This is a genomic window from Streptomyces sp. NPDC001156 (assembly GCF_053598275.1).
Window position 1 is genome coordinate 64612 of the sequence record NZ_JBSFJX010000008.1, and the last position, 13245, is coordinate 77856.

General features: G+C 71.9%; 14 protein-coding genes. 5 read left to right on the forward strand and 9 right to left on the reverse strand.

Annotation, left to right across the window (positions count from 1 at the left end):
- Positions 1-2: 2 nt before the first annotated feature.
- On the forward strand, positions 3-605 hold the full coding sequence (locus ACWDA7_RS06835) for a hypothetical protein (RefSeq protein ID WP_450603118.1): 603 nt from the start codon (positions 3-5) through the stop codon (positions 603-605).
- Between the two features lie 151 nt (positions 606-756).
- Here ACWDA7_RS06835 and soxR read toward each other — a convergent pair whose 3' ends face one another.
- On the reverse strand, positions 757-1269 hold the full coding sequence (gene soxR, locus ACWDA7_RS06840; protein ID WP_450603119.1) for a redox-sensitive transcriptional activator SoxR: 513 nt from the start codon (positions 1267-1269) through the stop codon (positions 757-759).
- Positions 1270-1385: 116 nt separating this feature from the next.
- Here soxR and ACWDA7_RS06845 point away from each other — a divergent pair, with 116 nt between their 5' ends.
- Complete coding sequence (locus ACWDA7_RS06845; RefSeq protein WP_450603120.1) at positions 1386-1847, forward strand: MaoC family dehydratase; 462 nt, start codon at positions 1386-1388, stop codon at positions 1845-1847.
- Here ACWDA7_RS06845 and ACWDA7_RS06850 read toward each other — a convergent pair.
- From ACWDA7_RS06850 to ACWDA7_RS06860, 3 genes are all read right to left on the reverse strand, one after another.
- Entirely contained in the window at positions 1838-2485 is a 648-nt protein-coding gene (locus ACWDA7_RS06850) for a TetR/AcrR family transcriptional regulator (protein WP_450603121.1), read from the reverse strand. The two genes, ACWDA7_RS06845 and ACWDA7_RS06850, sit on opposite strands and share 10 nt — an antisense overlap.
- A 90-nt stretch (positions 2486-2575) precedes the next feature.
- Entirely contained in the window at positions 2576-2821 is a 246-nt protein-coding gene (locus ACWDA7_RS06855) for a YiaA/YiaB family inner membrane protein (RefSeq protein ID WP_450603122.1), read from the reverse strand.
- Between the two features lie 60 nt (positions 2822-2881).
- Positions 2882-4033 (reverse strand): acyl-CoA dehydrogenase family protein, encoded by a 1152-nt coding sequence (locus ACWDA7_RS06860; RefSeq protein WP_450603123.1) that lies wholly within the window; start codon positions 4031-4033, stop codon positions 2882-2884.
- Between the two features lie 94 nt (positions 4034-4127).
- Here ACWDA7_RS06860 and ACWDA7_RS06865 point away from each other — a divergent pair, with 94 nt between their 5' ends.
- The 3 genes from ACWDA7_RS06865 (at position 4128) to ACWDA7_RS06875 (ending at position 6539) form a co-directional block, all read left to right on the forward strand.
- Positions 4128-4769, forward strand: coding sequence for a TetR/AcrR family transcriptional regulator (locus tag ACWDA7_RS06865; protein ID WP_450603125.1), 642 nt, complete (start codon positions 4128-4130; stop codon positions 4767-4769).
- Between the two features lie 55 nt (positions 4770-4824).
- Positions 4825-5541 carry an ArsR/SmtB family transcription factor gene (locus ACWDA7_RS06870; RefSeq protein ID WP_450603126.1) on the forward strand — a complete coding sequence of 239 codons (717 nt, stop codon included), beginning with the start codon at positions 4825-4827 and terminating at the stop codon, positions 5539-5541.
- A gap of 65 nt (positions 5542-5606) precedes the next feature.
- The gene (locus ACWDA7_RS06875; protein WP_450603181.1) at positions 5607-6539 is read left to right on the forward strand and encodes a DMT family transporter; all 933 of its coding nucleotides are present in this window, start codon (positions 5607-5609) and stop codon (positions 6537-6539) included.
- A gap of 219 nt (positions 6540-6758) precedes the next feature.
- Here ACWDA7_RS06875 and ACWDA7_RS06880 read toward each other — a convergent pair whose 3' ends face one another.
- From ACWDA7_RS06880 to ACWDA7_RS06900, 5 genes are all read right to left on the reverse strand, one after another.
- Entirely contained in the window at positions 6759-7841 is a 1083-nt protein-coding gene (locus ACWDA7_RS06880; protein ID WP_450603127.1) for a Zn-dependent alcohol dehydrogenase, read from the reverse strand.
- 5 nt (positions 7842-7846) lie between these two features.
- Positions 7847-9244, reverse strand: coding sequence for an aldehyde dehydrogenase family protein (locus ACWDA7_RS06885; RefSeq protein WP_450603128.1), 1398 nt, complete (start codon positions 9242-9244; stop codon positions 7847-7849).
- A 184-nt stretch (positions 9245-9428) separates the two neighbouring features.
- On the reverse strand, positions 9429-11669 hold the full coding sequence (locus tag ACWDA7_RS06890) for a molybdopterin oxidoreductase family protein (protein WP_450603130.1): 2241 nt from the start codon (positions 11667-11669) through the stop codon (positions 9429-9431).
- Positions 11670-11794: 125 nt separating this feature from the next.
- A complete protein-coding gene (locus ACWDA7_RS06895; RefSeq protein ID WP_450603131.1) occupies positions 11795-12415 on the reverse strand; it encodes a TetR family transcriptional regulator in 621 nt (206 codons plus the stop codon).
- A gap of 132 nt (positions 12416-12547) precedes the next feature.
- Positions 12548-13105, reverse strand: a complete 558-nt coding sequence (locus ACWDA7_RS06900) for a hypothetical protein (protein ID WP_450603132.1) — start codon at positions 13103-13105, stop codon at positions 12548-12550.
- Positions 13106-13245 lie beyond the last annotated feature (140 nt).

Genomic DNA, 13245 nt, shown 5'->3' on the forward strand with positions numbered 1-13245 from the left:
CGATGGCCGGTTTCCGGAGTCTGGCGAGACAGGTGCGCGACCCGCGGTGCGATCTGGCGCTACGCCGCTACTCGCTGCGCAAGTGCCTTGAGAAGTTCGCCCCGTACGGGCATCGGGCGACCTGGGACCATCTGTGCTCCGGGGCCGGGTTCGGTCCCGAGGACCGCTCCCCCGACCCAGTGCGGCTCGTGGCCGCACTGGAGGAACTGGAGGAGGCCCGTTCCGTCTGGCTCGCCTATGAGGCCGGGTTCACCGAGCGCCGCAAGCGGGAGAAGCACGACGGACTGCGCAGGCCGGGCAGTGTGGACGACTGGCACCGGCTGACCTGGGGCGGCTTCGGGGTCGCCTGGTGCGACGACCCGCAGGTCCACCCTCATGAGCCGCTGGCCGAGGTGCTGCGCCGGATCATCTCCGCACTGGAGCGCGAGCCGGGCTCGGTCTGCCCGGTGTGCACCGGCGAGCGCCTCGTCTGGATGTACGGCCTGACCCACGAACCCTCGTCGGGCCCGGTCTGCACGGACTGCGGCATCGTCGTTCCGGCTCCCGTTCTGACACCCGAGACGCTGACGGCGACCAGGCGCGTGCGCCTGCTGGTGTCGGCGTGACGACAGCCCTCGGGGCGCGGGGGTGCGCCGGTGCTGCCGCGCCCCCGTTGTCAGTGGAGTTCGGCACCGTCGGTGACCTGGTCCGGGTCCGGAGGGCCTGGTTCAGTACTGGCGTCCCAGCGCTGCCCCGCCCATGGGAGGACGGGGTCGTTCAGCAGCAGTTGTCGGCCGCTTCCCTCTGCTCCGGAGTGCGTGGCGCCCGCCTGGATCCCCGTTCCACCATCAGCCGCGACCCCGACTGCCGTACGCCGATGATGTCGTCCGGATTGGACAGCACACACGTCTCCAGCGACAGGCAGCCGCAGCCGATGCAGTCCGTGAGATGGTCACGGAGCCGGCTCAGCTGGCGGATGCGCTCGTCCAGTTCGGCACGCCAGGCCTCGGAGAGCCGGGCCCAGTCCGCACGGGTCGGAGTCCGCTCCTCGGGCAGTTCGGCGAGCGCCTCACGGATGGTGGCCAGCGGGATGCCGACGCGCTGGGCGGCGCGTACGAAGGCGACCCGGCGCAGTGTGTCGCGCTGGTAGCGGCGCTGGTTGCCCGCTGTACGGCGGCTGCTGATCAGACCCTTGGACTCGTAGAAGTGCAGGGCGGAGACGGCGGCGCCGCTGCGCGCGGACAACTGGCCTACGGTGAGCTCGTGGATGGTCTCGGGGATCTGGGGCACCCCGCAGAGCCTACCCACCACGTCACCTGACCGGTCCGTTGACAGGGAACCCGGACGGGACCATGCTAAGCAGTTGCTTAGGCAAGGGTGACTTAGTGACGCGAAAGGCCGGGAACATGGCAGAGCCGAGGACCTTCACGTCCGCCGACGACCTGAAGGCGGCGGTGGGCGAGCAACTGGGATACACCGACTGGGTGGAGATCGACCAGAAGCGGATCGACCTGTTCGCGGACGCCACGGGGGACCACCAGTGGATCCATGTGGACCCGGAGAAGGCGGCCGTCGGCCCCTTCGGGACCACCATCGCGCACGGCTACCTCACGCTGTCGCTGCTCCCGCTCTTCGGACCGCAGCTGATCATGGTCGAGGGCGTGCAGATGGGCGTCAACTACGGGACCAACAAGGTCCGTTTCCCCGCGCCGGTCCCCGTCGGCTCACGCCTGCGCGCGACCGCGACGATCAGCGGCGTGGAGGACGTGCAGGGCGGGGTCCAGATGGCCGTCGCCTTCACCGTGGAGCGCGAGGGCGGCGACAAGCCCGTGTGCGTGGCCGAGTCGGTCGCGCGCTACTACTTCTGAGCCCCTAGGGGCTGCTTTTCCGCACCCACCATCCGCAGGACGAGGTCGGCGTAGAGCGCGCCGACCTCGTCGGGGGTGCGGGGGCCGTCGATGTTGAACCAGCGGGCCACGTCGATGCACAGGGAAAGCACGGCGAGGGTGGTGGCCCATACGTCCAGCACGTCGAACTCGCCGGCCGCCACCCCGTCCTCGATGATCCCCCGCACCTCGGCGTCGCACTGCCGGCGCAGGGCGACGATCTCGGCCCGGGCGTCCGGTCCGAGGGCGTCCAGTTCGTACTGCACGACCCGCGCGGTGGTGCGCCGCCCGGCGTGCCAGCGCACGAAGGAGCTCACGGCGTCGCCGAGCCGCTCCGCGGCGCTGCCTTCACGCCGGGCCGCCGTACGCAGGATCTCGAGCGCCTTCTCGTGACCGATCCGGCTGATGCGGTGCAGCAGCTCTTCCTTGGTCTTGTAGTGGATGTAGAGCGCGGCCGGGCTCATACCGGCGCGGCCCGCGATGTCGCGCGTCGTGGTGGCGTGATAGCCGCGCTCGGCGAAGGCCTCGACCGCGGCGACCAGCAGCCGCCGGGCCGCGTCGGGGGTCACCTCGACCCACGGCTCCATCTCGCCGCCGGCCGTCTCCTCCGCCGTAGTCATCGCTCGCCCCTTCCACTGGCAGGACGAACACCATACCGCCGAAGGTGAGCGGGCGCTTAGCGTGCCCGCTCACGGCGTGGGAAACATCCCTCAGAGTTTCTCGAAGGGGCTGTACACCCTGTGGGCCGTCTCCTGCCGGTCACGGACCACCTTGGCCAGGGTGAAGGCGGAGGTCACGAGATAGAGCACCGCCACACCGAGGAAGGCCCGGACCCAGGCGTCGGCGTGCAGCTGGTAGATCCCGATGGCGGTGGCGACCATGGCGACGGCGAACGACGCCACCGCCTGGCCGTAGAAGGCGGCTGTGCTCAGTGGCTTGACCGGTATGTCACTCATGCGGACCAGGGTGGCCGGATGTGGCCGGTGCCACATCCGGCAGGATACTCAGACAGCTACTCAGAACGCCGAAACGCCCGTCAGCGCCCGCCCGATGACCAGCTTCTGGATCTGGCTCGTGCCTTCGTAGAGGGTCATCACACGGGCGTCGCGCAGGAGTTTGCCCGCCGGGTACTCGTCGATGTAGCCATAGCCCCCGAAGACCTGGAGCGCGTTGTTCGCCGCGCGCACGGCCGCCTCGGAGGCGAAGAGCTTGGCCTTGGAGGACTCGACGGCGAAAGGCTGGCCGCGGTCGATCAGATCGGCGACCCGCCAGGTCAGCAGCCGCGCCGCGTCCACATCGACGGCGATGTCGCTGATCAGCTCCTGGACGAGTTGGTGGTGGGCGATGGTCCTGCCGAACTGCTCTCGTTCGGTGGAGTACCGGACCGCCGCCTCCAGGGCGGCCCTGGCTATGCCGACACAGCCCGCCGCGACCGACATGCGCCCCTTCGCGAGGGCCGACATGGCGACGGAGAAGCCCTTGCCCTCGGCACCCAGCATCGCCGAGGCCGGCACGCGGACGTCCTCGAGGACCAGCTCGGCGGTGGCCTGGCCGCGCAGGCCGAGCTTGCCGTGGATGGTGCGGCGGCTGAAGCCCGGAGCGTCCGTGGGCACCAGGAAGGCGGAGACGCCCTTGTGGCCCGGGGCGTCCGTGGAGCGGGCGAACAGGAGCACGACATCGGCCCAGGTGCCGTTCGTGATGAACATCTTGGTGCCGTTGATCACGTAGTCGTCGCCGTCGCGGACGGCCCGGGTGGTGAGGTTGCCCGCGTCGGAACCGGTGCCCGGCTCGGTGAGCCCGAAGCAGCCGACGTACTCGCCGGAGGTGAGCCCCGGCAGCCACCGCCGCTTCTGCTCTTCGCTCCCCCAGGCGGCGACGGTCTTGGCGACGAGCCCCAGCGAGACGGACACGATCCCGCGCACGGACGAGTCGCCGCGGCCCAGCTCCTCGGTCACCAGGCAGTAGGCGAGGTGGTCGCCGCCCGAACCGCCGTACTCCTCGTCGATGGTCAGCCCGAGGAACCCGACCTCGCCCAGCTTCTTGACGATCGACCGGTCGACCTCCTCGGCCCGGTCCCAGTCGACGACGTGCGGGGTGATCTCACGGTCCACGAAGTCCTCAGCCAGCCGCCGGACGGCGACCTGCTCCTCGTTGAGCTCCAGGTTCACGACGCGTCACCCCAGGGAAGTCGGGAAGGTCTTTGAAATCCGCACATTTAAATTAGCACTGCTAGTTTACGCCCGCAGCCCTACTATGAGCGCCATGGCCCGACCGCACAAGCCCCTCCTCAGCACCGACCGCATCGTCGACGCGGCACGGGCCCTGGTGGACGCGGAGGGCCTTCCTGCCGTCTCCACGCGCCGGCTCGCCGCCGAACTCGGGGTCAGCGGGCCCTCCCTCTACAACCACTTCCGCACCAAGGACCAGATCCTCGAGGCGGTGGCCGACTCGGTGAGCGCCCAGGTCGACCTGTCGATGTTCGAGGACGGCCGGGACTGGCGGACCGCGCTGCACGACTGGGCCGTCTCCTACCGGGAGGCGCTGCGCGACCACCCCCACATCGTGCCCGTGCTGGCCGGCGGGCCGGGCCGCCGCCCGGCCGCGCTCCGTCTCGCCGACGCCGTCTACGGTGCGATGGTCGACGCGGGCTGGCCGCCCCCGCAGGCCACGTCCATCGGCGCGCTCATGCGCTACTTCGTCATGGGCTCCGCGCTCGGCTCGTTCGCGGGCGGCTTCGTCGACGACGAGTCGGCGTACGACCCGGCTGACTACCCCCACCTCGGCCAGGCCCACCTTCTCGCCGAAAAGCAGGAGAAGATCGACGACCGGGCCTTCGAGACCGGGCTCACGGCGCTGCTGGACGGGCTGGAGCGGCAGTACGAGCAGGTGGGACGCCCCGCGTAGGACGACCCGGCATCCTTCGGCGGGCGCCGAAGTGTCCGTACCCCATGCTGGAGGCATGACGAGCCGGAAGGAAGCGGGGGCGGCGGGTCTGGCCCGACTCGCCGGGCTGATCGCCGACGAGACGCGGGCCGGCTGCCTGCTCGCGCTGCTCGACGGACGGGCGTGGACCGCGGGTGAACTGGCACGGCACACAGGTGTCGCGCCGTCCACACTCAGCGAGCATCTGGGCAAGCTCGTCGCGGGCGGACTGCTCGCCGAGGAGCGGCAGGGCCGGCACAGGTACGTCCGGCTCGCCGATGCCCGGATCGCCCAGCTGGTCGAGGACCTGACGGCCCAGGTCGCCCCGGACTCCGCGGCCCTGCGTCCCCGCACGCTGGGTGAGGCGAGCGCCGGTTCCGCGATGGCCAGGGGCCGCACCTGCTACGACCATCTCGCCGGGCGGCTGGGCATCGCCGTCACCGACGCACTGACCGAGCACGGGCTGCTCCACCAGGACACGGGGTTCGCGCTCACGGACGCGGGGCTGCGGTGGTTCGATGCCGCCGGGATCGGCCTCGACCGCCGGGGCCGCCGGCCGCTGGCCCGTGCCTGTCTCGACTGGACCGAGCGCCGCCCCCATCTCGCGGGTGTCGCGGGCGCTGCCCTGTGCCGGCACGCCCTGGCCGCCGGCTGGTGCGTGCGCATCGGCTCGGAGCGGGCCGTGAAGGTGACGGAGACGGGTGAGCGGGCGCTTTCGGAACTGCTGGGGATCGAGGCCGCGGCGCTGCGCTGAACGCCGACGTGCCGTCCAAAATCCGCGAGTAATGCCGTCCCTGCCCTCCTAGCCTCTGGAGCATGATGAACATCTCCCCCTCCCGTCTGGCCGCCGGAGCTGCCACGGTCAGCGTCGTGCTCTGGGCCTCCGCCTTCGTCTCGATCCGCAGCGCGGGTGCCGTCTACGCACCGGGTGCCCTGGCACTCGGGCGGCTGCTCGCCGGGGCGCTCACGCTCGGGATCATGTGCGCCGTACGACGGGAGGGGCTGCCGTCGCGTGCCGCCTGGCGTGGCATCGCGATATCCGGCCTGCTGTGGTTCGGGTTCTACATGGTCACCCTCAACTGGGGCGAGCGGCAGGTGGACGCCGGCACCGCGGCGCTGGTCGTCAACATCGGCCCGATCCTGATCGCGCTGCTGAGTGCGCGGCTGCTCGGCGACGTCATGCCGCCGCGGCTGCTGGCGGGGATGGCGGTGTCCTTCGCGGGTGCGGTGACCGTGGGCCTTTCCATGTCGGGGGAGGGCGGCTCCTCGGTGCTCGGGGTGGTGCTGTGTGTGCTCGCGGCGATCGCGTACGCCGCCGGTGTCGTCTCGCAGAAGCCGGCGCTGGGCGCGGCGAGCCCGCTGCAGGTGACGACGTTCGGGTGCCTGGTCGGAGCGGTGGCCTGTCTGCCGTTCGCCGGGCAACTGGTCCACGACGCGGCCGACGCCCCGCTCTCCGCGACCCTCAACATGGTCTACCTGGGCGTCTTTCCGACCGCGCTCGCCTTCACGACCTGGGCGTACGCCCTGGCCCGTACGACCGCGAGCCGTATGGGCGCGACGACGTACGCCGTGCCAGCGCTGGTCGTTCTGATGTCCTGGCTGTTCCTCGGCGAGGTGCCGGGCCTGCTGACGCTCGGGGGTGGCGTGCTGTGCCTGGCCGGCGTGGGGGTCTCGCGGTCGCGTCCGCGCGTCTCGCCCCCGGGCGGGCCTGTCGTGCCGTCCGCGCCCCGGCGTGAGCCCACGCTGGACTGACCGCCCGGGGGTCCGCCGCCCGGGACCGCCGATCGCCGACGGCCTCGCCTCTGCACCCGGACAGTCCCGTACACCGGCGGGTCCCCGCCAGGGACACGCCGACAGAACACCACCCGGCGCCCCGCCAAGGACACACGGTGTCAGAACACCACCCGGCGGTCCCCGCCAGGCACACACCAGTCAAAAGACCACCCGGCGTCCACGCCAGGGGCGCACGGATCAGAAGACCACCAGTGCCCGTCCTCCCCGGCCGCCCACCATGTTCTCGAAGGCGCCCGGGATGTCCTCCAGCCCGATCCGTTCCGTCACCAGCGCGCCCAGGTCCAGGCGTCCGGCCCGTACGTGTTCCGCCAGGACCGGCAGGTCCTCGGCCGGGTTCGCGTTGCCGTAGACGCAGCCCGACAGCGTGCGGCCCCAGTGGAAGATCTCCAGGGCGTTGAAGGTGACCTGCTCGTCCTTGCCCCCGATGCCGACGACCGTCGTACGGCCGCCGCGGCGCGTGGAGTCCCAGGCCGCGCGAATGCTGACCGCGCGGCCCACGCATTCCACGGCGACGTCGACGCCCTGCTTGTCCGTCAGACCGCGGATCTCGCGGGGCGTGGTGTCGGAGGCGAGCAGGAAGTCGGTCGCGCCCGCCTGCCGTGCCAGGTGCTCCTTCTCGGGGGAGACGTCCACCGCGATGATCCGTGCCGCGCCCGCGATCCGTGCCGACTGGAGGGTCGCGAGGCCCACTCCTCCGGCGCCGAAGACCGCCACCGTCTCCCCCGGCCTGACCTTCGCCGCGTGGTGCACGGCACCATAGCCCGTGAGCACGGCGCAGCCCAGCAGGGCCGCGTCGGTCAGCGGCACCCCGCCGGGCAGCGGCAGCACACAGGACGCCGCCACCACCGTCTCCTGCGCGAACGCGGCCACGTTCAGACCGGGATGCAGGTCCGTGCCGTCGTCCCGGCGGCGGGCGTGGACGTCCCCCGAGCCGGTCAGCGCGTTCGCGCACAGCCACACCTCCCCCAGCGCGCAGGCAGGGCAGGCACCGCAGGACGGCGCCCAGTTGAGGACGACGTCGTCGCCCGGCGCGACATGGGTGACGCCCTCGCCCACGGAGACCACCGTCCCCGCGCCCTCGTGGCCGAGCACGGCGGGCACCGGCACCCGCATGGTGCCGTTGGACAGGGACAGATCGGAGTGGCAGACCCCGGCGGCGGCCAGCCGGACGCGGACCCGGCCGGGACCGGGCTCCGGAAGCTCGATCTCGGTGACCTCCAGCGGGGCACCGACGGCGGGCAGGACAGCGGCTCGGACCATCTGGCTCAGCGCTCCTGGAACTGGAGGGACTTGGTCTGGAGGTACTCCGCGAGCCCGTGCGCGCCCAGCTCGCGGCCCACCCCGGACTGCTTGTAACCGCCGAAGGGGGCAAGGGGGTTGAAGCGTCCGCCGTTGATGTCGACCTGTCCGGTATCCAGCCCGCGGGCGAAGGCGGCGGCCTCCGCGTCGTCGCCCGCCCAGACGGCTCCGGCCAGTCCGTAGACCGTGCCGTTGGCGATGCGCAGGGCGTCCTCCTCGTCCTCGTAGCGCAGGAGAGAGAGCACCGGGCCGAAGATCTCCTCCTGCGCGATCACCATGTCCGGGCTCACATCGGCGAAGACCGTGGGCGGTACGAAGTAGCCGTGCTCGTACGGGGACCCGGTGCCGCCCGCGACCAGACGCGCGCCCTCGGCCACGCCCTTGTCGATGTAACCCCGCACCCGCGCCTGCTGCTTGGCGTTCACGAGCGGGCCGATGCGGTCGCCGTACTTGGCCGCGGCCGCGGCGGCGAGTTCCACCGCCTCCTCGTACTGCTCCCGGTGGACCAGCATCCGCGTCCACGCGCTGCACGTCTGCCCGGAGTTGGACATGACGTTGGCGACGCCGACGTTGACGGCCCTGGCGAGGTCCGCGCTCGGCAGGATGACGTTCGCGGACTTGCCGCCCAGCTCGAGGGCGACCTTCTTGACGGCCGCTCCCGCCGTCGCGCCGATCTGCCGGCCCACGGCCGTGGATCCGGTGAAGGAGACCAGATCGACGCCCTCGTGCGCGGCGAGCGCCTGGCCGGCCACCGGGCCGAGGCCGGTGACGAGGTTGAACACCCCGGCCGGCACGCCCGCCTCGTGCACCGCCTCCGCGAACAGCTGGGCGGTCAGCGGGGTGTCCTCGGCCGGCTTGAGGACGACCGTGCAGCCCGCCGCCAGGGCCGGGGCGGCCTTGGCGACGATCTGGTGGAGCGGATAGTTCCAGGGCGTGATCGCACCGACGACCCCGACCGGCTCGTGATGGACGGTGGAGTTGCCGACCTTCTCCTCGAAGGAGTGCGTCGCGGCGATCTCGGCGAAGGAACCGGCGACCGCGATGGGCAGGCCCACATGAACGCTCTGCGAGAACGGCAGCGGTGAGCCGAGCTCGGCCGTGACGGTCTCGGCGATCTCGTCCTTACGGGCCACGAGGACGTCCCGCAGGGCCGCGAGCCGGGCGGCGCGGTCGGCGGGCGCGGTGACGGCCCAGGCGGGAAGGGCGGCCCTGGCGGCGCGTACGGCGGCGTCGACGTCCTCGCCGGTGCCTGCGGGTACGTGCCCGATGACCTGCTCGTCGACCGGGTTGACGACCGCGATGGCGTCGGTTCCGACGGCAGGGCGCCAGTCGCCGTCGATGTACATGCCGTCATGTGCCTTCATCGTCTTCCTCCCTGGCCGGGGTGCGTCGTCCGCGGCCCCAAACTAGCGCTGTTAGTTTTGCTGCGCCAGGGGCTCCGGGGCGCTCGGCGCGGGACCCGCTCGCGGCCGGTCGGTTCCCCACCCGGGCGGCGGCCGACGGTCGGCGCGCCCGCGCCCCACGGCGGGCATGGGCGCACATTCCGGGTCAGCGCGGTGCGGGGAGCGGCGCGAGTTCGACGGGGACGCCGTTGAGCACCGCGTTGCCCGACAGCGGGTCGAGCAGGCTGCCGTCGAGAAGCTGGTTGACGTTGACACCGGGGTCCAGCGCGGCGTGGCTCATCCGGGTTCCGGGCCGGTCGTGGCCCCAGCCGTGCGGAAGGCTGACGACTCCGCGCCGGATGCCGTCGGTGACCTCGACGGGCGCGGTCACCGCTCCTCCTGCGCCCTTGACCCGTACCTGCGCGCCGTCCGCGAGCCCGAGCCGCTCGGCGTCCTCCGGGTGGATGTGCAGGGTGCAGCGGTTGGAACCGCCGGTGAGGGCAGGGACGTTGTGCAGCCAGCTGTTGTTGGACCGCAGATGGCGCCGGCCGACCAGCACGAGTGAGCCGGCGCGTTCGCTCAGGGTCTGCCGTAGGCGGGGCAGGTCGGCCGCGATGGGCTCCGGCAGCAGTTCCACCGTGCCGCTCGGGGTCTTCAGCGGCTGCGGCAGCCGGGGTTCGAGCGGTCCGAGGTCGATCCCGTGCGGATGGGCGAGCAGTGTGCGCAGGCTGAGTCCGTCGGGCCGGGCACCGAAGCCGTCGCCGTACGGGCCGAGGCGCAGCATCATGTCCAGCCGCCGCTCGGGGCCGGTCTCACCGGTGAGCTGCCCGGCCAGTTCGCGCGGGTCGCGGCCGTGGACGGGCGCGTGGGGCTCGGTCACCGCCTTGCCGAGAGTCTGCTCGATGACCAGGGTGTCCACGGCGGCCGGGTCGGCGCCGTGCATGCCGGTGGCGGCCAGGACGAGCCGCGCGAGGATCTCGGTCTCCGCCATACGGCCCGCCTCCAGAGGCACGGCGGCACGGGTGTAGCGGACCTGGTTGCGCACGGCGAGGGTGTTGAAGGCGAAGTCGAAGTGCGGCGCCTGGGACGGCGGGGGCGGCGGCAGGACGACATACGCGTGGCGCGAGGTCTCGTTGAGGTACGGGTCGACGCTGACCATGAAGTCGAGCGAGCCGAGTGCCTTGTCGAGCCGGTCGCCGTCCGGGGCGGAGAGCACGGGGTTGGCGGCGACGGCGATGACGGCGCGGACGGGGCTGCCCTCGTCTGTGGCGGTGTCGATCTCCTCGGCGAGCGCGGAGATGGGCAACTCGCCCTTGGCCTCGGGGTGCCGGCTCACCCTCGAGTGCCAGCGCCCGAGCGCGAAGCCGCGCCCCGGCCCGGCCGGCCGGGGCGTCCTGTCGGTCGCCGACAGCGGGAAGAGGGCGCCGCCAGGCCGGTCGAGATTGCCGGTGAGGATGTTGAGCACGTCGACAAGCCAGCTGGCGAGGGTGCCGTGCGGGACGGTGCAGCTGCCGATGCGGCCGTAGACCGCGGCGGTGGGCGCGGCCGCGAGCTCGCGGGCGAGGGCGCGGATGGTGTCCGCCTCGACGTCGCACGCCCCGGCGGCGGCTTCGGGCGTGAAGTCCGCGACGACGGCGGCCACTTCGTCGAGGCCGGTGACATACGGCGCGAGGTTGCCCAGGTCCACCAGGTCCTCCTCGAAGAGGACGTTGGCCATCGCCGCAAGGAGCAGGGCGTCGGTGCCGGGGCGGACGGCGACGTGCCGGTCGGCGAGCCGGGCCGTGCGGGTGCGGCGCGGGTCGATCACGGTCAGGGTGCCGCCGCGGCTCTTGAGGGCCTTGAGCTTGCCGGGGAAGTCCGCGGCGGTGCACAGACTCCCATTCGACTCCAGGGGGTTGGCGCCGATCAGCAGCAGATGGTCCGTACGGTCGAGGTCGGGTACGGGAATGGCGTTCGCGTCCCCGTAGAGGAGCCCGCTGGAGACGTGCTTGGGCATCTGGTCCAGCGTGGAGGCCGTGAAGAGGCTGTGAGTGCGCAGACCGGCGAGCAGGACCGTCGGGTAGAGCGCGCCGGCCATGGTGTGCACATTGGGGTTGCCGAGCACGACGCCGACGGCGTGCGGCCCGTACTGCTCCACGACGGGCCGCAGTCCGGCGGCGACGGCGTCGAACGCCTCGTCCCAGGTGGCCTCGCGCAGTTCGCCGTCCCGGCGCACGAGGGGGGTGCGCAGTCGGTCGGGATCGGAGTCGGCGGCACCGAAGGAGGCGCCCTTCGGACAGACGAACCCCTTGCTGAACACATCGTCCCGGTCTCCGCGGGCGCCGGTGACACGGGTGCCCTCGATGGTCAGCGTCAGCCCGCAGGTGGCCTCGCACAGGGGACAGATACGCAGGGCGGTTCGGGACACGGGTCCTCCCGGAGGGACGGCGGCAGCGGTGACGCACGAACGGAGCCGAGCATACCGACCGGTATGAACGGAGGGGAGGGGCCGGCGGGCATACGTCCCGCTCATGTGCGGCACGCAGGGGCGGGCTAGTCGAGCGCCTTCTCCAGATAGGCCCGCAGCAGTCCCCGCGTCTCCTCGATGATTCTGTCGTCGCCCTCGGGGGACATCCGGAACGCCAGGTGGACCAAGGTGTCGGCGGTCTCCACCGCTATCAGGAACGTGAGGCGCAGGTCCTCGTCCGGTTCGCGGTCGAGGTAGGCCGACAGCAGGTCCGTCAGGCGGTCGGCGACACGGTGATTGGGCCCGCTGTAGCGGGCACCGACCGGTATCTGGTTGCCGAAGTCGACGAGGGAGAAGCCGGGCGCCGTGCGCTTCATGTCCAGGTACTCGTCCAGCACCGCGTCCATCGCCCCGCGCCAGCCGCCCTCGTCACCCGAGGCCGCGAGGCGGCGGGTGACGCGCTCGGTGTAGCGCTCCAGGTTGCGCTCCGCGAGGGCGTCGGCCATCGCCCGCTTGTTGCCGAAGAAGCGATACACGGAGCCGATGGGCACGCCGGCGCGCAGGGCCACGGCGCGGGTGCTCAGGTCGTCGTATCCGACCTCGTCGAGAAGGTCGGCACAGGCGTCGAGGATCCTGGTCAGTCGTTCGGCGCTACGGCGCTGGACGGGCGCGCGGCGCAGCGATCTCGCTTGGGACACGGGCTTCATAATGCCTTTCCGCCGAGGGCCGGTGAACCTCGCCCGTCAGTACGGAAAACGATGGCCGAAGCACTCATCGACTTCCCGCGGCGCTCACCTCGGGTCCTTCGGGCCCGCCGCTCCATCCTGACTTCCCGCTCCTCACGTCCCCGCCTTGCCGTCCGGGCTCGTACCCGCGTTGCCGTCGGGGCTCGTACCCGCTCCGGCTTCCGACGCCGTGATGTCCGCGGTGCTCTCCACGGGCTTTCCGTGCACCGCCCACACGGTCTGGTCGTCCGCGTACAGGCGGGCCGTGACGTGATGCGTACCGCGCGGGACCAGTGCGCCGCTGAGGTGGTAGTCAGGAGACCGCAGCCGGGTGAGCGGGTGGCCGTCCAGGTAGAGCCGCGCGACGCCGTGGCCGGCCACCGCCACCGGGTGCGCACCAGCGGGCGAGAAGCGGAAGTTGCGGACGGTCAGTCGCACGTCCCAGTCGTCACCGGAGTCCGGCTGCACCTCCAGCGCGATCTGCGGTGCGTCCTTCTCGTCGACTTCACGGTAGTGCCGCCCTTCCTCGTCCGTGCCGTCCAGCACCTTGCCCACTGGCGAGGCCGCCACCTCGCCCTTCCGCTCGTGCGCGTCGCCGGAGCCGCAGCCGGCCGAACCACCGAGTAGGGCACCCACCGCGAGCGCGGCGAGCACTCCGCGCGTCCACGACATGGCCGGGAGCGTATTGCACGCGCAGGACGGCCGGATCCCCCGCAAGGCTGGTTCTCCCGGCTTTCCGCGCCGTCGGTCCGGGGCAGGAGAAGGGCCGCTCTGGAGGCCGGGGGGCCAACCTCAACTCCCCCTTGCGAACC